General features: G+C 46.4%; 20 protein-coding genes and 1 tRNA gene. 8 read left to right on the top strand and 13 right to left on the bottom strand.

What is annotated here, in order from left to right; translation table 11 throughout:
• Positions 1-98: 98 nt before the first annotated feature.
• Both gspF and EYB58_RS00960 read right to left on the bottom strand, forming a co-directional pair.
• Positions 99-1,346, bottom strand: coding sequence for a type II secretion system inner membrane protein GspF (gene gspF / locus EYB58_RS00965; RefSeq protein WP_111954216.1), 1,248 nt, complete (start codon positions 1,344-1,346; stop codon positions 99-101).
• A gap of 15 nt (positions 1,347-1,361) precedes the next feature.
• On the bottom strand, positions 1,362-3,107 hold the full coding sequence (locus EYB58_RS00960) for an ARMT1-like domain-containing protein (RefSeq protein WP_111954214.1): 1,746 nt from the start codon (positions 3,105-3,107) through the stop codon (positions 1,362-1,364).
• A gap of 225 nt (positions 3,108-3,332) precedes the next feature.
• On the opposite strand from EYB58_RS00960, the gene EYB58_RS00955 reads away from it, so the two are divergent.
• Positions 3,333-3,992, top strand: coding sequence for a J domain-containing protein (locus tag EYB58_RS00955; protein ID WP_163354286.1), 660 nt, complete (start codon positions 3,333-3,335; stop codon positions 3,990-3,992).
• A gap of 128 nt (positions 3,993-4,120) precedes the next feature.
• Entirely contained in the window at positions 4,121-5,422 is a 1,302-nt protein-coding gene (locus EYB58_RS00950; RefSeq protein ID WP_111954210.1) for a helix-turn-helix domain-containing protein, read from the top strand.
• A 330-nt stretch (positions 5,423-5,752) separates the two neighbouring features.
• Here the strand turns inward: EYB58_RS00950 and EYB58_RS00945 are convergent, their stop codons facing one another.
• The 5 genes from EYB58_RS00945 to EYB58_RS00925 form a co-directional block, all read right to left on the bottom strand.
• A complete protein-coding gene (locus EYB58_RS00945) occupies positions 5,753-7,405 on the bottom strand; it encodes a glutamate synthase-related protein (RefSeq protein WP_111954327.1) in 1,653 nt (550 codons plus the stop codon).
• Between the two features lie 215 nt (positions 7,406-7,620).
• Positions 7,621-7,818, bottom strand: a complete 198-nt coding sequence (locus tag EYB58_RS00940; RefSeq protein WP_131071978.1) for a hypothetical protein — start codon at positions 7,816-7,818, stop codon at positions 7,621-7,623.
• A gap of 35 nt (positions 7,819-7,853) precedes the next feature.
• Positions 7,854-8,366, bottom strand: a complete 513-nt coding sequence (locus EYB58_RS00935) for a YfcE family phosphodiesterase (protein WP_111954208.1) — start codon at positions 8,364-8,366, stop codon at positions 7,854-7,856.
• Positions 8,367-8,370: 4 nt separating this feature from the next.
• Complete coding sequence (locus EYB58_RS00930) at positions 8,371-9,627, bottom strand: M48 family metallopeptidase (RefSeq protein ID WP_111954206.1); 1,257 nt, start codon at positions 9,625-9,627, stop codon at positions 8,371-8,373.
• Between the two features lie 4 nt (positions 9,628-9,631).
• Positions 9,632-9,922, bottom strand: coding sequence for an integration host factor subunit alpha (locus EYB58_RS00925; RefSeq protein ID WP_111954204.1), 291 nt, complete (start codon positions 9,920-9,922; stop codon positions 9,632-9,634).
• 161 nt (positions 9,923-10,083) lie between these two features.
• Here EYB58_RS00925 and purB point away from each other — a divergent pair, with 161 nt between their 5' ends.
• From purB to EYB58_RS00910, 3 genes are all read left to right on the top strand, one after another.
• Positions 10,084-11,469, top strand: coding sequence for an adenylosuccinate lyase (gene purB / locus EYB58_RS00920; RefSeq protein WP_111954202.1), 1,386 nt, complete (start codon positions 10,084-10,086; stop codon positions 11,467-11,469).
• A gap of 232 nt (positions 11,470-11,701) precedes the next feature.
• On the top strand, positions 11,702-12,265 hold the full coding sequence (amrA, locus tag EYB58_RS00915; protein WP_111954200.1) for an AmmeMemoRadiSam system protein A: 564 nt from the start codon (positions 11,702-11,704) through the stop codon (positions 12,263-12,265).
• A 23-nt stretch (positions 12,266-12,288) separates the two neighbouring features.
• Entirely contained in the window at positions 12,289-12,555 is a 267-nt protein-coding gene (locus EYB58_RS00910) for a Trp family transcriptional regulator (RefSeq protein ID WP_111954198.1), read from the top strand.
• Here the strand turns inward: EYB58_RS00910 and EYB58_RS00905 are convergent.
• Positions 12,530-13,153 (bottom strand): phosphoesterase, encoded by a 624-nt coding sequence (locus EYB58_RS00905; protein WP_111954196.1) that lies wholly within the window; start codon positions 13,151-13,153, stop codon positions 12,530-12,532. The genes EYB58_RS00910 and EYB58_RS00905 overlap by 26 nt on opposite strands.
• Positions 13,154-13,296: 143 nt before the next feature.
• On the opposite strand from EYB58_RS00905, the gene EYB58_RS00900 reads away from it, so the two are divergent.
• Positions 13,297-14,271: an ornithine cyclodeaminase family protein gene (locus EYB58_RS00900; RefSeq protein ID WP_163354284.1), complete on the top strand. Its 975-nt coding sequence runs from the start codon at positions 13,297-13,299 to the stop codon at positions 14,269-14,271.
• 16 nt (positions 14,272-14,287) lie between these two features.
• On the opposite strand, the gene EYB58_RS00895 is transcribed toward EYB58_RS00900, so the two are convergent.
• Positions 14,288-14,362: transfer RNA gene (locus EYB58_RS00895), tRNA-Gly, on the bottom strand.
• A gap of 89 nt (positions 14,363-14,451) precedes the next feature.
• Between EYB58_RS00895 and EYB58_RS00890 the strand changes: the two genes are divergently transcribed.
• Positions 14,452-15,444, top strand: a complete 993-nt coding sequence (locus tag EYB58_RS00890; protein WP_111954192.1) for an NAD-dependent epimerase/dehydratase family protein — start codon at positions 14,452-14,454, stop codon at positions 15,442-15,444.
• The gene (locus EYB58_RS00885) at positions 15,426-16,721 is read left to right on the top strand and encodes a YihY/virulence factor BrkB family protein (protein ID WP_111954190.1); all 1,296 of its coding nucleotides are present in this window, start codon (positions 15,426-15,428) and stop codon (positions 16,719-16,721) included. The genes EYB58_RS00890 and EYB58_RS00885 overlap by 19 nt, the downstream gene beginning before the upstream one ends.
• Positions 16,722-16,771: 50 nt before the next feature.
• Here EYB58_RS00885 and EYB58_RS00880 read toward each other — a convergent pair whose 3' ends face one another.
• The 4 genes from EYB58_RS00880 to clpA form a co-directional block, all read right to left on the bottom strand.
• Positions 16,772-17,641 carry an HDOD domain-containing protein gene (locus EYB58_RS00880; RefSeq protein WP_111954188.1) on the bottom strand — a complete coding sequence of 290 codons (870 nt, stop codon included), beginning with the start codon at positions 17,639-17,641 and terminating at the stop codon, positions 16,772-16,774.
• A gap of 23 nt (positions 17,642-17,664) precedes the next feature.
• On the bottom strand, positions 17,665-18,060 hold the full coding sequence (locus EYB58_RS00875; RefSeq protein WP_111954186.1) for an FxsA family protein: 396 nt from the start codon (positions 18,058-18,060) through the stop codon (positions 17,665-17,667).
• Between the two features lie 80 nt (positions 18,061-18,140).
• Positions 18,141-18,884 (bottom strand): leucyl/phenylalanyl-tRNA--protein transferase, encoded by a 744-nt coding sequence (aat, locus tag EYB58_RS00870; RefSeq protein WP_111954184.1) that lies wholly within the window; start codon positions 18,882-18,884, stop codon positions 18,141-18,143.
• Positions 18,884-21,145 (bottom strand): ATP-dependent Clp protease ATP-binding subunit ClpA, encoded by a 2,262-nt coding sequence (gene clpA / locus EYB58_RS00865; protein WP_111954182.1) that lies wholly within the window; start codon positions 21,143-21,145, stop codon positions 18,884-18,886. Before clpA ends, aat begins: the two co-directional genes overlap by 1 nt.
• Between the last annotated feature and the right edge of the window lie 6 nt (positions 21,146-21,151).

Raw genomic sequence — 21,151 nt, 5'->3', positions numbered from 1 at the left:
CCACCGGGCACCCAGGCCTGCTATTCAACCTTTAATGCGCCTTGTAGATGAACCAACATTCGGCGTTATTTTTGCCCAACGTATTTAATCTGCGGTCCCTATCCTATTAACTGGTTAATTTCAAATATTGGCAAACAAACCGCAAGGATGATAAATCCGATGACCACGCCCATGATAAGAATGATCAAAGGTTCGATGATTGAGGTAGCGGCTGTAATGGCAGTCTGAACATTTCGTTCAAACAGTTCTGCTGATTTTTCCAGCATCTTTTCCATTTCACCGCTTTTTTCTCCCACCTTGATCATCTGGGCTGCAAGGTCCGGAAAGGCTGAATTTTTTTCCAGAACAGAACCCAGACTGCCGCCTTGTTCCACTGCCTGGGCGGACTTTTCGATCAGTTCGGCAATCACCCGGTTGCCGGAAATGGTTTTGGTAATGCCCAGGGCTGTTAAAAGCGGCACCCCGTTGTCAAGCAAAGACCCTAATGTCCTGGAAAACCGGGATGCAATGAGCTGTCTGGTCAGGCCGCCGGAAACCGGCAGGGATAAAATGATCTGGTCTATAACACGCCCCCCTTTGTCTGTTCTGCGGATACCGTACAGGCACAAAAGGCCAAAAAACGGTGCGGGAATGATCAGCCACCACCACGCTTTTACTATGCTGCTGATACCAAGAAGAATTTGGGTGGGCATGGGCAGCTCATGGTTCATATCTGTAAATATTTTTGTGATATTGGGGACAATAAAGGTCAAAAGAAACACAAGTACAAGAAAGCCAATGACCGCCATGAGCACGGGATAGGCAAGGGACGCTTGAATTTTCTTCTTTGTGTCCTCTCTTTTTTCGCTGAAATCGGCCAGCCGTTCCAGCACAACCTCTAAGGTGCCCGAGGCCTCCCCGGCCTTGACCATGTTGATGTATACCGCAGAAAAGACCTGGGGGTGGGCGCCTAAAGCGTCGGCAAAGCTGTTTCCTTCTTCAATGGCGTCCTTGACCCTGGACAGGACCCGCTTAAACGCCTTGGTCCTAGCCTGGGGCACCAGGGTGGCAAGGGCTTTGAGCAAGGGAAAGCCTGCGGCCAGAAGCGTGGCCAGCTGGCGTGTGATCATGGTGATTTCGGAAGATTTTACGGAAGAGAAAAGGGGCGGCAGGTTAAATGTCTTTTCCCCGGGTGTCCCTTTTTTTGTTTTAACGTGGCCTGCCCCTGATTCAATTCGAAGGATTGAGGTGGGGAAAATGCCTTTTTGTTTCAAATCATCCTGGGCTGCCTCAGGAGTTTCAGCATCTATAATGCCTGATTTTTTTTTGCCGGAAGCACTCAGCCCGTTATATTCGAAAACGGCCATAGTGTATGCGATCCTTTATATACGGGTCAGGCGTCGATCATACATGGAGCCCACCCCATATTCATTCCTGCGCATGAATTTAACCACAGCCGGCCCCATCAGCTGCATTTCCGGGTTCTCTTTCTGGACGTCCTCGGCAATACGCATCTCCTTGGTGCAGCCGGTGGAATAGGTGGCATCCTTTCCGATCCATTCCGGCGGTACTTTCTGTCCCATGATTTCAAAGCTTTGGGCGATGTCTTCTGAGGTTTGAAACCGCCAGATATCAATGTATCCGCTTCGTTGAACAATTTCCCACATATACATCAGATCATCGGCATCCATGCCAGCCTCATAATATGAAGACGGATTAATGATAAACAGATTGTCGGACTGGTTTTTTAAATGGTTAATAAAATGACTCATTATTTTTTTTGCAACATCAATTTTGCCGGGGATGGAACCGATGATGCCCGAGTAAAACATTACGGTCATGTTTTTCTTTTTGGCCTGTTTCATTTCGGAAATAATTTTATTGGCCTTTTCTTCAAGGTCCGTGTGGCTGAAATTGATAAAATCAGGGTGCCTGGGCTTAAAGACAATGTCCAATTTGTTGCCTTTTGTGCAGATATTGATCACATCCCTGGTAAACCTGAAATGGGTCTGGATCATCCGATTTTTTTGTTTCGGCCCTCTTGTCACCACGCAGTCCACCTCCTTGAAAACCCGTGAAAAGGTGGTGGAGACCAGCGATAGATTCAGTGCTTCCTGGGTACCGTCGGATATCACATACAGATGTTCATCTTGTTTCAGACGTTGGACCAGCTTGTTTTTACTGATGGTTTTGTCTTGGATGAAATGGGCCTGGTCCAGGATTTTGGATAAAACCGGGTCTGTACGGGTGTCGTTCAGGCAGACTTTTTTATAAAATGGTTTTTCTTTGACCGAAAGAATCACCACATGGCCTATGTTTGCAAGGAACTGGGCAATGGCAATGTCCGCCACCACATCCCTGGACTCATCGGTAAGCCACAGAATTTTTGATTTCGGCGTATTCACCAGTTCAAGAAGCCGTTCCATGCCGTTGCCTGTAATTTTTGTTTTCAACAAGGTTTTTATGGCCGATGTCGAGGGGACCTTGAAATCCTCATCCTGCCACAGGGCGGAGCCCGTCAAGAGGGAGAGCCGCCGTGTGAATTCTATCTCATTGATCTTTGCCTTAACCTGTGTAAGGGTCAATCCTTTCATCTTGCCCAGGGCACCGTTAACTTCGTTTAAGGCTTTTTTAAAGGATTCGGAAACCATGAATCTGTATGCCCTGGCATTTTCTTTTTTTTTTTGGCTTTCATAGGGGTCTTCTATATGGGTGCGGCTTAAGAAAATTTTATACAGGCGTTTTTCAAGCCGGGAGGGTATGAGCAGTCGGCTTTGAATCTCATTATCATATTTTATTTGTATCAAGCTGGACAGGAACGCGCGGTCCTCTTCTGAATCAATGAACTCTTTGATAAGGACAAAAATTCTGTCAAGCACCTCTCGGTAACGGTTACACAAAAATCTTGGCCTTTTCCGGGACATAATCGCAGCAAACATAGTATCGGAGCAGGGATAGAACCGTTCGTCGTTTTCCGAATAGACCATGAATTCCATCTGCTCCCGGGATCCTACTTTTGTGGGATAGGCAAACGGATCAATATGGTTTTCAAGGAAGAATGCTGTAAACCATGCATTTTGGTCCGGAGTTATATTGATGGGTTTAGACTCAGCTTCACAGGATGGCATTTTTTCTCCTTAAGTGCTTACAAAGACAGATCAACGAACAATAAAGAATCCAGCCGTCATAAAGGCCTTTCAGAACCACTTGGGGTCCTGTGGCAGTGAAGGGGATATTATCATGCCCGGTTTTGTTTTTCAAACCAAGTATCAGCCATAGAATATATGCGATTGCCCCAGCAGGTCTGCCTGAAAGGCTTGACCGGGATTGGGCCCCGGAGTATGGTTGAATTCATGGATAAACAAAGCGGGTTCGATATTTTAGGCCTTGTACCGTCTGCCACCCGTACAGATGCCCGAACAGCCTTTCGCCAGCTTGCCAAAACCTGGCATCCGGACAAGTTTGCAAAGGATCCGTTGAAGGTAAAGAAAGCAGAAGAAAAAATGAAACAGGTTAATGAAGCCTTTCATTTTCTGTTGCCTTTGCTGCCGGATACCATTGTCGAGCCGGGCGTCGGGCAAAACCCTTCGACTTCTAGCCAGGGTTGCGCCTCAATCCATTGCAGCGGGAAAAGGTTCCAGGGCTTTTTTTCGTCCCTGGTCGCCGGCTTAACAAAACGCTGTAAAGGGAAAAAAAAGGCAAAAGTCCAAGGCGCAGGCCGCTTTGGTCAAACACACAAGTCCGGGGCGCATTGCCGGGCAGATACAGTCGATAGGACGAGGAAAACACCGTTTGAGACAGTGTTTCAAAATGCGGTTAATCATAACCCGGCAGGTACGAAACCCCGGGGTTACCAAAAAAACAGGCCCCCCGGCTGCTGTGCCAACTATAGAAAGTACTTTAATTCAGTCACTGGGCGCCCTGGAAACATGGGTCACATAAAAAACAGAGGCGTGGGACCTGTGGAGAAAATTAGTCCCATTGCTCCGGTATCATCGGTGAAAGAGCATTGATAAACGTTCCCTTCAAAAAGCAGGTTATCCTTGTACCTGGAATGCATGAAAATAGTTTTATCAAATTGTTTCTGATATGATGCCCAAGCATTGAACAACCAATTGAAAAAAACTTGGAATTATTATTTATGGTTAAAAAAAAGGTGTCTTCAGGAATCCCCGGACTGGACCGGTTGCTCAACGGACTGTTTATCGGTGACAACGTGGTTTTGTATGATGATGCCGGTAGCCTGGCCTATCCTTTTTGTATGAAATTCATCCAGGCGTCCCACCAGCAGGAAAAACCCATTGTATATGTATCCTTTGACAGGTCTCCGAAAAATCTTATCCAGACCCTGGGCCCCTTGGCGGATAACCCCCAGCTGACTATTCTGGACTGCTTTACCAACGGTAAGGGTGATAAGGCCGAAGTGTTCAATAAATTTTACGAAAAAAACGGTGCCCAGTGGCCTTATCAGATTATCCGGGTGACTGATCCCTGGAAGCCGGATACGGTGCTTGACGCCATTGACGCCCTGCACCGAACTCTTTCCGGAGATGTGCGGTTTGTCATGGAAAGTCTCACGGGTATGCAGGACCTGTGGGAAGGGGAAGATCAGATCCTGAAATTCTACTCCCATTCCTGTCCCAGGCTCTATGAAATGGATACTATTGCCTATTGGATCGTTGAAAAAAACGCCCATTCGGGCCGACTCAGGGCTCATATCAATCAGATCGCCCAGGTGGCGGTGGATTTGACCATGACCCAGGGTCGATCCTGCATTAAAATTCTTAAGGCAGACAAACGCTATCCCGCCGACTTGGGCATCCCGGTTCCTTATTTTTGTGAAAACGGGGAAATCCGGCTCCGAAAATCCGGAACAAAAAAAGCTGTCATTCTGGATCTTGGCCAGGCAGTCAAGGCGTTCCGCAGCCATCAGGGAATGTCCCAGAGAAAGTTGGCCCGCCTGGCCGGGGTTACCCCTTCCACCATTTCACAGATAGAGAATAACAATGTGTTTCCGTCTTTACCGGCGCTTTACCGCATTGCCGAAAATCTGTCCGTGGACGTGGCCTCTTTTTTCAGGCCCCGGATTCCCGGTCCCAAGGACATTTTTTCCAGTGATGAATCCGTGCGCATCATCCGATCGGATCTGGATAAAAATAGTGTTGAAATCGCCCAGTTGACCCCACCGGACCTGGATTTGCCCATGGATGCCTTTTTGATAACCGTTCTTCCTGGAAAACGGCTCAACGCCCATTTTATGGTTCACAAAGGTCCTGAACTGGGACACCTGGTGTCCGGTCGCCTTGATTTGGTTTTGGATAACAGGGCGCAGGATATGTCAGCGGGGGATACCATTTTCCTGGGTAAAGATTTCCCAAGTCAGTGGGTCAATCCCCTGACAGAGCCTGCCACCTTGTTCTGGATCAATATGAAAGCTCAATAAGGACCGCATGAAATAAGGGCCATGTTGGTAAATTTTAAAAGTTCCATGGCCCTAAGGTAGACGAATTTGCGGTCCTAAGGCTCATAATCAAAATAAACCCTCCCATATGGTTGGCCTTTTCATCCGTCTTATTCGTTGTGACAATGAGCACATATTTCAATATGCTCCCATTGCCACGCCTTGAATACGGATGAAAATTCTAAACCATCTTTTGGAAGGTTTTATTCCGATCATGGTCCTAGGCTATTGTTTGAACGAAAAGTCATCCATCTGCGGTGTTGCCTTTAGGCAACTTTTCGTTTAAGCATGGGGTTTCTGTTCAGGCTCAAGCTAAGAGTTCAGGATCTTTCTGGCACTTTCATCGTTAACGTCTGCGACATGCGGGATTCCTGTCTCTTTGGCAGTTTCCCGGTTTCCGGAAAAAATTTCCTGCCGGGTGATTTTGTTCAGTGAGAATTTCCTGGCCCCTGCCATGAGCTGCTGCAGGCCGCATCCCAGCTTATCCGCCAGGGTGTAAAAGGCAATGGCGCCATAGGGGATATTTTTCATTTCGTCCTTGCCGAGCTTATCTTCCAGATCGTGGTAACAGGCAAAAATTTCATCCGCAGTCTTGCCTACTTCCAGAACATTCTTTGGCAGTTCATTCCAGTTTCCATTGACCTCGGCCCGGCGTTCCGGGTAGATAGCCCCTTCAATGTTGGCGCCTAAAAATCCCGGTATCATGATTGCCCGGCCCATGCACACCAGCTTGGTGTAGGGTGCGCCTACGGCCAGGGCTTTAAATATATGATCTTCCAGTGCAAACCCACCGGCAAAGGACATGTCCACCACGCTTTTTCCCTTGGCAGACAGAAGACTTGCGTATTCATGGGCTTTTGCATGGAGGATGATGGAAGGAACTCCCCAGCTCTGCATCATATTCCAGGGGCTCATGCCCGTGCCGCCGCCGGAGCCGTCAATGGTGAGCAGATCCAGTTCCGCATCCGTAGCAAATTTGATGGCCATGGCCAATTCTTCCATGCCGTAGGAACCTGTTTTCAGAGTGATCCGTTCAAATCCGATGCTGCGCAGGTATGCCACACTGCTCATAAAATCTTCCTGAACCTGGCCCACAGAGGAAAGGTTGGTACCCCCCAGCCGGCTGTGGCGGGCAAAGGCCTTGATGGCGCCTTGCTCAAATCCCTGACGGACATCCTCTTTTGTGGGATCCGGGTCCACTACGTAACCGCGATTTTTCAGAAAGGTTGCATATTCCAGGGAGCGCACCTGGATTTCTCCGCCGATATTTTTAGCTCCCTGTCCCCATTTTAACTCAATGATACATTTGTCGCCATACTTGTCCACAACGTATTCGGCCACACCGTTTCTGGTATCTTCCACATTGAGCTGAACAATGATGGCGCCGTACCCGTCATAGTACCGCAGGTAAGTATCAATACGGCGGTCCAGCTCAGGGGCACTTTTTATTTTTCCCTGCTTGGTTTCGGTGTTCGAAATTTCAGAATTACGGTCAACGCCCACCACATTCTCTCCAATGACCACAGGGATACCGACCAGTGCACCGCCGATGGCAAAAGAATCCCAATATTTTTCTGCGATGAATGTTGAGCCTAAGGCGCCGGTCATTAAAGGCATTTTTATCTTGGTCTTTTGTTTTTTGCCAAATTCGGTTTCCAGGGAAACATTGGGGAAAACACAATCATCCGGGCTGTTGGTAAGTTCGTTTGTCATACCGTTGGCTCCATACGCATACCCCTGTACTCTCAGGCTGTTGTAGGAAACCCCCACATGGCTGGTGTTGTTGGCTCCGGCTGTTACCAGGCCAAAGCTGCGGGGGTACAGCAGTTCCCGGCCTACCATGCTGGACAGCCAGGTTTCGCATTTCCCGACGCAGTCAGCCCGGCACAGGGTACACAGGCTTGATTCACAAACATCTCCCCGGTTTTTGGTTCCCAGTGCATCATTGCCCTTTGAAAATCTCATATCCATGAATTGCCACTCCTTTTCAAATTATCGTTTTCGATTTATGAACGACCTGTGAAAAATACAGGTCGTAAAAACATTAGGTCGCTTCTTTAAAAGTAAAAGAAACTGAACAAAAAACTAAAGTTATCGATTAAAATAAACATAGGTAGTTTATTAATCTATAATTTTATTGTCAATGCAGTAATTACAGTAAGGTTAATTTTAAATTACTATCATGTTTCGTTGTGGGTTGAGTATAGGTGGCGATAGATCAGGTAGCCCATGGCCGTTATCGAAAGCGCTTTGATCCGGCTTTTGGACGTCCAAGACACATGAGCTGCGTGAAAAATAGAGGCGTGGATTTTGTTGAATAAATGAAGCCTAACGGCACCGGTATCACCGGTGAAAAGACATTGATAAACTGTACCCACAACTGTTCCTGGTACGGTCGGTAGCGGGCAAAAAGTTAAAAATTCAGTGATGCCAGTTTTTTGCCGGACAGCGTCATTAAATTTACACTGTTGTTGTCAATGACGGCAAAGGTCGGTGTCTCGTTTCTGGGAAGTGCGATGGAGCCTGGATTCAGGTGGATACAATTTTGAATTTTTTCTAACTGGGGCAGGTGGGTGTGACCTTGGATAACGATATCTGTACCTTGGGGGATTATCAGGGGATTCTTGTGCCCGTGATGCATAAAAATGGTTTTATCAAAGGCCTTAAATCTCAATTCGTGGGAATAACCTTTACAGAATCCTTCCACGTCACAATTGCCATAAATATAAAAAAGTTTAAAATCCAGGTCGGCCATGGTTGCTCGAATGTGTTCCGGGGCAAAATCGGAGTCATTGTAGCTGCCATACCTTGTATCAAACAAATCCCCTGCAATGGCAACGGCATCACCGGGACCGACCAAGGCTTTTACCGTCAGCCAGGCCGGGAAATAGCCGTGAAGATCGGAAAAGACTAGCAGTCGTTCCATGATATCAGATCGTACCTTTAATTTTTTCCATGGCAGCAATGCGCTGGGCCAGTGGCGGATGGGAATAATTTAAAAATACATAAAAGGGGTGCGGGGTAAGATTGGCAAGATTGTCGGCACTGAGTTTTTTTAAAGCCGTTATCAAGGCCCCGGCCTTTTGGGTTGTCACCGCGGCAAATCGGTCTGCTTCGTACTCATCCTTTCTGGAGAAGAACTGCATAATAATGGAGATGACCAGGTCAACCGGGGAAAACAGAATACTGAAAAAAACAAGACCGGCATATATGGACGGCGTATCCACATAAAATGCCGTGAACAGGCTTTGTTGGGTGATGAATAAAGACAGAAGGTAAAAAATCCCCCCCATCTGAAGAATGCCGAAAATAAGACGGCGCTGGATGTGCTTTTTTTTGAAATGCCCCATTTCATGGGCGAGTACACCCAGAAGTTCATCCGGAGTATGGGCGTTGATCAGGGTATCAAACAGCACAATGCGCTTGTTTTTTCCAAACCCTGTGAAAAACGCATTGGACTTGGTGCTGCGTTTGGAACCATCCATGACAAAGATTTGAGTTAAAGGAAAATCAATGGTTTTCGCATAGGCAAAAAGTTTGTTCTTTAATTCACCGTTTTCAAGGGGGGAAAACTTATTGAACAACGGCATGATCCATGTGGGAACAATATATTGAACCGCCAGGATAAAAACGGTGGTCACACCCCAGCAGATCACCCAGGCCCAAGGGCCTGTGCTTTCCAGAAACCAGAATATGGCAGACAGCAAGGGGATGCCTAATGCCAGGGATAAAACCATGGATTTTAGCAAATCCAGAACAAAAAGCTTTGGTGTGGTTTTATTAAACCCAAATTTTTCTTCAATGACAAAAGTGGAATAGATGGAAAAGGGCAGGGATATAATAAATTTGCATCCTGCAAGGACTCCGATGAACAAAAGTCCGCAGGCAATGGAAGACCATCCGGTTTCTCTGACAAAATTATCAAGGGCACCGAATCCGCCCAGAAACCAGAACCCTAAAAGAACACCAAGATCAATGGTCGACGTGATCGTACCAAATCGGGTGGTCGCCTTAAGATAATGCTGAGACTGTTCATACCGTTCTTTGTCGTAGATATCTGAAAATTTTTCAGGCAGATGCGTTGTCAGCCTACCTATGTTCAGACGATCAGCCACATAATTCATTGTAAAATCCACAATGAGTGTAACGATAATAATGTTGGTGATCGTTAGGTCAGATAAAAACATTGTGCTATTGGATATCCGAATTGATCAAATCCCGGAGTTTTCCGGAACATTTAAATGTGACAACCCGTCTGGCCGGAAGCGTCATCTCTTCATCCGTTGCCGGGTTGCGTCCTTTTCTTGCTTTTTTCTCATTTACACAAAATTTGCCGAAACCTGAAATCATAATATCTTCACCATTTGAAATGGTCTCTTTTATGATTTCAAGAAATTCTTCCATGACATCATAGGCAAAGGTTCTTGACAGGTCTAATTCATTTTGTATTTTTTCTGCAATAATCGTTTTGGTCAGTGCCATAATAACTATTTACTCCTGCGGCACACAAAGCTCGCTTCTTGAAAGATTAATAAAAACAGGTTCGTAAAATACTTTAAATCCTTCAGGATTGTCAAGATAAGGTTGATCTGTTATTGTGTTTTATTGCAAAATCAACATAATTATTTATTTATGGAGAGAAAATGAAACAGGTGTTATCCATCACACCCATAGACGGACGTTATGCCCGTCTTACTGGTGTTCTTTCAAATATTTTCAGTGAATCCGGACTGATTCATCACAGGATTCATGTTGAACTTAAGTGGCTGAAATTTCTAATCACGGATTTGAAGGTCCATGAGCTGATAAAGGCTGACCAGACCTTGGACTTATCAGGTCTGGACGTTTTTATAAATGATTTCAATGAAGATTATGCGCTCAGGGTTAAGGAGATAGAGTCCCGGACTAACCACGATGTAAAGGCCGTGGAATATTTTATTAAAGAAAAACTGGATGCGACAGGGCTGGCCCCAATACGGGAATGGGTTCATTTTGCATGCACGTCCGAAGATATTAACAATACGTCATACGGACTGATGCTTAAAAAAGGCAAGGACCTGGTGGTAGAACTGCTCAAAACCTTTGTGGCGGAAATTGAGAAAAAAGCCCTGCTTTATAAAAGTATCCCAATGATGTCCCGCACCCACGGGCAACCTGCTACCCCTACGACCCCGGGAAAGGAGTTTATCAATTTTGCCTGGCGTTTGAATCAGGAAATTCAGGTTCTGGAAAACACTGTGATCCAGGCAAAAATAAACGGGGCCACGGGCAATTACAACGCACATGTGTTTGCGTTTCCCGAAATTGACTGGATGGCTGCTTCTGAACGGTTTATCCGGGATTACCTGGGCCTTGAACCCATTTTATACACCACCCAGATCAATCCAAATACGGCTCTGTCCAGGATGCTTCATGCCATGGTCCGGGTCGCGGCGGTAATGATTGATTTCGACCGTGACATGTGGGGGTATATCAGTTTCGGATATTTCAACCAGCGGGTTAAGGAGGGTGAAACCGGATCATCCACGATGCCCCATAAGGTCAACCCCATTGATTTTGAAAACAGTGAGGGTAATATGGGCCTGGCGATTTCCATGATGGAGCATTTGTCGGTTAAACTGCAGAAATCACGGTTCCAAAGGGACTTGAGTGACAGCACCGTGCTACGCAGCCTTGGTACCGTATTCGGGTATTTTACCATTGGGATAAAAAATGCCATAAAGGGTCTGTCAAAAGTAGATTTAAACCAGCAGGCGCTTGAAAAGGATCTTGACAATAATCCCGAACTTCTGGCCGAACCGTTTCAAACCGTTATGCGGGTATATGGTGAGGATAATCCATATGAACAGCTTAAAGACTTGACCCGGGGCAGAAAAATTCAGAAAGAGGATTTAGCCCGATTTGTAGACGGACTTGAAAAGGTGCCGCCTGAAGTTAAAGAACGTATGAGGGCGCTTTCACCTCAGACATACCTGGGACTGGCCGAATCCCTGGTGGACAGGTATTTTGAGGAAAAATTAAAGAAATAGTAACCCAAAATCAATGATTATTGGCGTTTTTAGGCGGTTTGTAGAAGCCATCTTAAAATTTTTTTAAGATGGCTTCTAATATATTACCGGAGATTGTCCGGCATTAAAGCTATATAAGTACCAGGGAGCGGATTTGTACTCCAGACGGTTGAAGCCTTTTTGTCTCAAGGATATTTACCGCCAAAGAGAAGGTGTGATAATTAATGGAAAGGTAAACAAGGAGGCGGGATAAATGATAAGTGACAAACAAGGGCAGATGCTGCTGAAGATGGCGCGCATTAGTATTGCCGAGAAACTTGGTCTTCCTGTGGATAAAACGCAAATTAATATAGATCAATCCTTTCTGGAAATTAAACTGGGGTTGTTTGTGACCCTGCATAAGAACGGTGCTTTAAGAGGCTGTATTGGTGTAATAGAACCGGTTGAGTCCTTGAAAACAGGCGTTGGGGAAACCGCAAGACTTGCTGCTTTCAAAGATTCGCGTTTTGCACCCCTTACCAGGGATGAGTTTGACCAGGTTGATCTGGAAATCAGTCTTTTGTCCCGGCCTGAAAAATTTGAATACAGTACGGCAAAAGAGTTGGTCCAAGGGCTTGTGCCGTTCAAGGATGGTGTTATCATCAAAAAAGGAAGCAGGCAGGCGACCTTTCTTCCCCAGGTCTGGGAACAATTGCCTGACGCTGTTTCCTTTTTATCTCAGTTGTGCATCAAGGCTGGGCTCGATGCCGATGAATGGACCAAAGGCAGCCTAACTGTTCATATTTACAGGGTTCATTTATTTTCTGAAAAAAAATAGATCACCAGGGTGCAAAAAAAAATATGCGTATAGATCAGGAATTACTGGAAGTCATTTTATCCATCAAAAATAAGGATGAACTGGAAATTTTTTTTGAAGAAATTCTTACACCGGCGGAGCTTTCTGACCTTTCTCTGCGCTGGAAGCTTTTAAAAGATCTGCATGCGGGTATAACCCAGCGAAAAATTGCTGAAAAATACGGTATTAGCCTGTGTAAAATCACAAGGGGATCAAAGGTGCTGAAAAAAAATGGTTCTATTGCACTTAAAGTGTTGGATTCAATGAATTGATAAGTTCCAGGGATAGCTCGGACCATAGTTCTAAATTCAGCTGGGAGAGCTTTTGTGTTGCATGCCAGGTAAAGCTGCGCAATTCATCTCCAGGCAGATAGCCTTCCGGGTCTTGTGTTCTGATTAGAAATACCGCCCCCATGTGAACGCTGCCTACCGGTGTAATATCTTCACTGATAATTCCTATGAATTCAATGGGATCACCGGCAACTCGCCGGGCCAGTTCTTCATCCAGTTCCCTTTGCATACCTTTTTTTAAAATACTTTCAAAGCTGTCTGTTCCTATCGCACTGTCTTCTGGGTTGATATGGCCGCCGATCCCGATGGACCATAGGTCATGGAGTCGTTTTTCGTTGCCTTGCCTGTTGTAGGCCGCAGTCATGCCGCCATCAGCTGTCTGTAGAAGAATATACGGAATGATCTGTTTTTTTTGTCTGTCTTCTTCTGCAATGCCCCGGCGGACAAAGGAACATTTAGCTTTGGTGCATGTGGCGGCAAATGTGGGAAAATCCATTGAAAGGACGGTTCTTTGGGTGACCCAGGATGCCGGAAGGGTTTTTCGGTCGATGCATAAGACCTGTTCTTGTTTTTTGCTCATAATTATTTCCCACGTTTGTATTAATAATGGACTGGTTGTAGCATAAATGTTTCATAAGGCATACCTTCCGTGGTTCCCATGGCCTTTTTTTTATGTCTATGATATGTGAAATTTGTAATTATTAAATGTTTGAGGCGAATAACGTGCTTTATATTGGCAAAAAAGATATTGCAAAAATTGACCGGTCCCTGATTCTGAACGCTATTTTTCATGCCTACGAGTTGCTACTAGATCAAAACTACACGATGCCTGACCGAATTCATGTTGAGGACGGCGGTAACACCCTTTTATTGATGCCCTGTTTTGAACACAACTATTTTGCCACCAAGCTGGTGTCTGTTTTCCCAGGCGCTTCTCAATTTGGGGCCCCGGCTGTCAACGGGATCATGACCCTGGCGGATAATAAAACCGGTATGCCACTGGCTGTCATGGACGGGGCTGCTTTGACGGCCGAGCGCACTGGTGCTGTGGGCGGGCTTGCTATTAAGATTTTAACCCGTGAGAACATCGAAACGGCCGGTGTGATTGGGGCGGGTGTCCAGGGGCTGGCCCAGGCCCGGTACCTGCTGCTCAATCGTAGGGTAAAGCAGATGATGATTTTTAATCGTTCTCCCGAGGCTGCCTTTGCAAGGGTCGCAGTCCTTGCAACGGCGTATCCTGATGTAAACTTTAAGGTCGCACAGACTGCGGACAGTCTGGTCAAGGCCTGTGAACTTGTCGTAGCCGCCACAACAAGCAAAACGCCTGTGTTCAGCAATGATCCCAAGCTGGTAAAGGGGAAAACTTTTATCTCTATTGGATCATTCAGGCCTGATATGAAAGAGTTTCCTGATGCCGTCATTGAAACAGCAGACCGTGTTTTTGTGGATACCCCCTTTGCGTCAAAGGAGTGCGGTGATTTGAGCCAACCCTTGGAACACGGCATTGTTAAAGACTCGGATTTACTTGCCTTTGCACACCTTGTCCGTGAACCTTTGACCACTGAACAAAAAAATAATCCGGCTTTCGGCACCTTATTTTTCAAGTCTGTGGGCATGGCTCTGTTTGACCTGACAGTGGCATCCACAATTTATGAATTTGCACAGGAAAATGATTTAGGTATCAAGTTGGATTTTTAAGTGAATTTAAAAAAGATGGAGCGGGAAACGGGATTTGAACCCGCGACTTCGACCTTGGCAAGGTCGCACTCTACCACTGAGTTATTCCCGCTCAGCTGAAAGGCGAGTTACTTTTATAAAAAAAGCTGCACCTTGTCAAGTAAATATTTATAAACTTTCGAATAAGCAGGGGAAGAAAAAATGAGTTTGGGAAATACCCTGGTCACTGGCGGTGGCGGTTTTTTGGGCAAGGCGCTGGTCAGAAAATTAGTGGATAAAGGGGAGCATGTTTTTTCATTTTCCCGGTCCCGGTATTCGGAACTGGATAAACTGGGCGCTTTCCAGATTCAGGGGGACCTTGCTGATGCCGATGCTGTGGCCGATGCCTTAAAAGGCATGGACACCGTATTTCATACTGCGGCAAAACCCGGTATATGGGGCGCTTATGATGAATATTTCCGTATTAATGTAACCGGAACTGTGCATGTCATTGACGCCTGCATGAAAAATAAGGTGAGTCAGCTGATTCATACCAGTTCACCTTCTGTGGTGTTTGATGATAAGGATATGCACGGGGCAAATGAGTGGGCCCCTTATCCGAATAAATATCTGGCCCCCTATCCTGAAACCAAAGCGCTGGCAGAAAAAGAGGTAATTAAAGCGGCGGGGCAGGGGCTTTGTGTCATCATTTTGAGACCCCATTTGATCTGGGGACCGGAAGATAGTCACCTGGTGCCGGGTATTATTAGTAGGGCGCAACGGCTGAAAATCATTGGTCCGGATACGGATCTTGTGGACACCATTTATGTGGACAATGCAGCCGATGCCCATATCCTGGCAGCTGAAAAGTTGTCCAAAAATCCTGATTTGTCTGGAAACATATATTTTATCAGCCAGGATGAGCCCATGTCCAAATGGACCTTGGCCAATGCGTTTCTGGCTGCCGCAGGCTTGCCGCCCATTAAAGGGCATGTGTCCGGAAGGACTGCTTATGTGGCCGGGTGGCTCTTTGAATTCATTTATCGAACCTTTGGAATTAAAAAGGATCCCCCCATGACCCGGTTTGCTGCAAAGGAACTTGCCACCTCCCATTGGTTTGATATCAGCCGGGCAAAAAAAGACCTGGGCTATGTGCCGAAAATCTCCACACAGGAAGGCTTAAAACGCCTGGAGGTATGGCTGAAGCGGAAATGAAGCCGATTATATCCTTTCCCTTTTCCTTTGAGTCATTTAGGGTCAAGGCCATCCGGGTGCTTTACAGAGCGGCTAGGGGGTATCAACGGGACAGTTGTGCGCTGCGTGCATCGGCTTTGAGCCTGTATACCCTTTTCAGTATTGTGCCTGTTATGGCCATGGCCTTTGGTATTGCCAAGGGCTTCGGGTTCCGGCAGTTCCTTGAGGCAGAGGTGATGGCTTTGTTTGAGGGCCATGAGGAGATTGTCCAAAATATCCTGGTTTTCTCCAATAACCTGCTGGAAAAAACCCAGGGCGGGCTCATGGCTGTGCTGGGTGTTCTGCTTCTTTTATACTCCCTGATTAAATTGATGTTTCATATTGAAGATACATTCAACTCTATCTGGTGGGTCAGGGATGGCCGGCCTTTGATTAGAAAGCTCACTGATTATCTGACCATTGCACTGGCTGCAGGACTCCTCGCCCTTTTGTCCGGATCCGTGAATTTGTTCATGATTCCACGTCTGGAATCCTTATGGGCCTATCTTGGCGTTCCCATTGACATTAAAGGTATAATTTCTTTTTTTATCAGCATTGTTCCCTATGTGGTCACCTGGTCGCTATTCATGTTTTTTTATGTGATCATACCCCATAAAAAGATAAATTTCAGGGCAGCGGCCATAGGGGCGGTGTTTGCCGGCACCCTGTTTCAGATTATCCAGACCGCCTTTTTGAAATTTCAGGTTTTTGTCACAGGCTATAATGCCATCTATGGCAGTTTTACCGCATTGCCCATGTTTCTGATTTGGTTGCAGGTCTCCTGGGGGGTACTGCTCTACGGCACGGAAATCGCTTTTGAGTGGGAAAATATCGAAAATGAAAAAACCCCGAACCTGACTTTAAATGCCACGAGCATTCGGGCTAGAAAACTTGTCATGCTGGAAATTGTCAAGGGATGTGTGCAGCGTTTTGCCGAAAAAAAGCCCCCGGCCACAGATATCCGTATTGCAAGGGAACTAAATCTGCCCTTGACTATTGTACATTATCTTCTAGAAATTCTGATGAATGCGGATGTTTTGTATTCAGTCAATCTTGGAGGCAATACAACCGGGTATACCCCGGCCATGGATATTGAGTGCATGAGTATCATGGATGTGCTTTGTGCCGTAGAGCATCAGGGTGATTCAAGGGCGTATACGGCGGGTACCCTGCTGGCCCAAGCCCTGGAGGACAGCCTGGATGGGTTTGACAGGGCAGCCCGGGCATGTAATGGAGAGCGGTTGATTAAAGATATCTGACAAATAACGTCTGTGGGGTTTGACCAACGCGATGGATGCCGAGCAAATGATCAGCCAACGCCTGTGGTAATGTTGAAAAATTCTTTGATCTGCGGTTCTCGGGCCTTTAGCAACCCTATCATCTGCATCATTCCGGATTCATTAACGCCGACTTTTTGGGACGCATTTTTGATGGTAACAGGTACCGGATTGCCGGAATGACCCAGTTGGGCTTTCTGTGTAAGATAGTTTGCAAGATTGATGATCATAGCCTGATGACGGTATTTAACCGGCGCCGATTCCGGGGCATGATGAAACCTGCAGGGCAGAATGATGGATGCAGGAAAATTCCACCGTGTCATCAAAAGAGCGGATAATGCTGCATGATCAAGCTTTAACAGACTGTTTTCACTTAAATAAAGGGGACGTTTGTTTTCCAGTGCATACTGCCGGACTTCATTATATTCGTTTTTAAAATAAATCGAAAAAATTACTTTCCCCATATCGTGGAGCAGGGCCGGGATAAAGATCTTTGCTGCAATTCCCGGATTGGTCTGCTTTGCCAGCCGCTTTGAAGCCGTGGCCACGCCGATACCGTGTATCCACAATGCTTTCATATCAAGGCTTAGGTTCGACGTTTCTGATACGCTGGATAGGATGCCCATGCCTAGTGCAATGCCGATGATTTCATCAAATCCGATAACGGAAATGGCCCGTTTAACGGTCTGGACTTTATTTTTTTGGGCATAATAAACAGAATTTGCAAGCTTGAGCAATTTATTGGTCATAGCCAGGTCATATGAAATGATTTTGGCTAAGGTTTCGGTGGTCGTATTTTCGTTGGAAACAGCCCGGATCAGGTTATCCACAACAGCCGGGAGCGTGGGTAAATCGCTTTCCTTTTTTTGAACCATTTCAAGGATGCGTTTTCTTATTTCCATTGAATACAGATTACCTGACCGGTTCAATGAAATCGGGTGATGTTAATGCTCCCGTTGGCAGCCATCTCGTCAAACTTTTTTCGTAAAAAGCGTTTAAGTTTGTTTCGAGTGGGGGGCCATAACAGCAAAAGGCCTGCTGTGTCCGTTAAGAGACCCGGTGTAATGAGCATTAATCCGGCAATAAGGATTATAAATGCATCCAGGAGTTCCTCGGCCGGCATCACTCCCTGGTTTAAATTTTGGCGAACTTTTAACATGGTGTTTAACCCTTCCATCCGGGCAAGATAGGCACCAATGAATCCGGTTAGAATGACAAGAATTATGGTGTTTAATCCGCCGATAATACCGCCAAGCTGGATAAGGATATATAATTCAGCCACCGGGATCAGGGTAAAACATAAAAATAGTCTGAACAACATATAATACTCCTAGCTTAAAAAATACCTAAACAAATAATGACTATGGACCCGGGGTTGTCAAGGTACAAGCAATACATTGCTTATACGGCATGTGCAAAACTACTTGGGGCTGAATCTGTTTTGTTTTGGGGGAAAAGATGTCGTCCGAACTGCCACAGGCTCTCCGGTACTTTTTGATCGACACCGTGGTATAGAATATCAAGAAACAAGTTTCTGGTTATTTCCTGGGCTCCCATGCGAAGCAGATGGCCGGAGGTGACCTGGCAGTCAATCATCCCAAATCCCTGACTGTCAAGTTCCCGGGCCAGGGCCACAAGAGCGACCTTGGATGCATTGGGTACAAGGGAAAACATGGATTCTCCAAAAAAGGTTTTTCCCAGGCTGACCCCGTACAGGCCGCCTGCCAGCCGGTCACCCTGCCAGGCTTCCACGGAGTGGGCGATCCCCATTTTGTGCAACGTGATATAGGCATCAATCATTTCATCCACCAGCCAGGTGCCTTCTGGTTTGTCCTGCCTGGGTTGTGAACAGGCCACAATGGTCTGTTCAAAGGCGGTGTTGATCCGAATGGAAAAGCAAGCCTTTCGAATGGTTTTTTTTAGGCTTTTCGACACCCTTACTTTGGAGGGAAAAAGTACCAGCCGGGGATCAGGGGACCACCAGAGAATGGGTTCACTGTTGGAAAACCAGGGGAAAATACCGTTTCTATATGCCAGGATCAAACGCTTTGCGCACAGGTCTCCCCCAATACATAACAAACCGTCAGATCTCGCCAGCCAAGCCGGCGGGAATTCAATTTTTTCAGATAACCTGAAAAGGGGCATCAGGCCGATTTGATATTAAATGTTAGTTTACCGTCCTTTAGGCCCACCGAGAGTTTTCCCCCTTTTGCAAGCTGTCCGAAAAGAATTTCATCGGTGAGCTTGTCTTTGATTTCGGTCTGGATTAGACGGGCCAGGGGTCTGGCACCGAATTTGGGATCATGGCCTTTCTTGGCCAGATGAGTCCGGACACCGGCTGAATAGCTTAAAGAAATACCCTGGTCACTGAGCATGGCTTTGAGTTCCTTCATGTTTTTGTCCACAATCAGTTCCATCACCTTTTTAGATAAATGGTTAAACTGGACAATACCGTCAAGGCGGTTTCTAAATTCCGGACTGAAAGTGTTTTTCACCGCTTTTATGCCTTGGGAATCGGAATTGGCGTTTTGGGACCCAAACCCGATGCTGTTGGTGCTCATTTCCCTGGCACCGGCATTGGATGTCATGATAATGATCACATTTCTGAAATCAGCGGATTTACCATTATTGTCAGTAAGGGTGGCATAATCCATAACCTGGAGCAGAATGTTGTAAAGGTCCATATGGGCCTTTTCAATTTCATCCAGAAGAAGCACGCAATGGGGGTGTTTTCGGATGCTGTCGGTTAAAATGCCGCCTTGTTCAAACCCTACATACCCTGGAGGCGCACCAATAAGTCTGGAAACGGCATGTTTTTCCATGTATTCGCTCATGTCAAAGCGTAGGAATTTAATGCCCATGTTGTCGGCCAGCTGCCTGGCCACTTCTGTTTTGCCAACCCCTGTGGGACCCATGAAAAGAAAAGAACCAATGGGATGGTCCGGCGCTGCAAGTCCGGCCCGGGATCTTTTGATCGCTGTGGTCAAGGTTTCGATGGCATCATCCTGGCCAAATATAACGTTGAGCAGTTTGCCGGGCAAAGATTCCAGGGACGACTTGTCCGTCGCAGTCACACTGGAAACCGGCACTTTGGCTATTTTAGCCACAATTTTTTCAATATCCTTAGGACTGACGGTTTTACGCCGGCCGTTTGCCGTAAGCTTTAAAAAGGCACCGGCCTCGTCGATAACGTCAATGGCCTTATCCGGTAAGAATCGGTCATTGATGTATTTATCTGACAGGTAGGCCGCAGCTTCAATGGTTTTATCCGGGTATTTCAGGCCATGGTGTTCTTCGTAGCAGGTGCGTAGACCTTTGAGAATCTCGGTGGTTTCCTCCACGCTGGGCTCTGAAACTTCTATTTTTTCAAACCGTCTGGAGAAGGCCCGGTCTTTTTCAAAATGGTTTTTGTACTCCTCATAGGTGGTAGTACCAAGACACTTGATGTCTCCGGAGGATAAGGCCGGTTTGAGGATGTTGGAGGCATCCATGGAGCCTGATGTGGTGGCACCGGCACCCACAACCGTATGAATTTCATCAATCACCAAAAGCGCATTTTCCTTTTCTTCCAAAGCGGAAATGACGTCTTTGAGTCGCTGTTCAAAATCGCCCCTGTATTTGGTGCCGGCTAAAAGAGCGCCCATATCCAGGGAGTACAATTCACAGTTTTGAAGCAGATCCGGCACGGTTTTGCCATTTATTTTCAATGCCAGGCCTTCTGCAATGGCAGTTTTTCCAACGCCGGGATCCCCCACAAGGATGGGATTGTTTTTCCGCCGTCGGCAAAGGACCTGCATCACCCGCTCGGTTTCAAGCGTTCTACCGATAAGGGGATCAATTTTATTGTCCTGGGCCCGCTTAATCAGATCTGAAGTAAATAACGCCAGCGGATCTTTTTTCTTCTGGCGCTTGGGTTTTGGGTCGGCATGCTGGAAAAGTTGCTGGGGCTTGTCCTCATTAGGCAACTCTTTTTTTTCTTTATCTCCATCATGGGAGATGAGCCTGAGTACATCGATGCGTGTAATGCCTTCGGATTCCAGGTAAAAGGCTGCATGGGAATCCTTTTCCTGAAAAATGGATGCCAGGATATCCCCGAGATTTACTTCAGATTTTTCAGCGGATCTGGCATGATTAATGGCTCGCTGAATCATTCGTTGGAAACCGATGGTCTGCTGGAGTACATACTCTTCACTGGTCTCTATTTTGGTTAGTTTCTCATCAAAAAATTTTTCAAGATCCTCTTTGATGTGATCAGGGCTGCCCCCGCATTTTTCAATGGTTTCAAAACCGGATTCATGATTGACAATGGCGTAAAGAACATGTTCGACACATACGTACTCATGTCTTCTTTTTTTTGCTTCCCGAACGGCAAACCCGAGAGCTGTGGATAGTTCTTTGCTGATCATATACCA

Origin of the sequence: Desulfobacter hydrogenophilus (genome assembly GCF_004319545.1) — a bacterium.
GTDB classification, from domain to species: Bacteria; Desulfobacterota; Desulfobacteria; order Desulfobacterales; family Desulfobacteraceae; genus Desulfobacter; species Desulfobacter hydrogenophilus.
The sequence above is the reverse complement of the archived record's forward strand: the minus strand, read 5'-3'. Positions and strand labels throughout refer to the sequence as shown.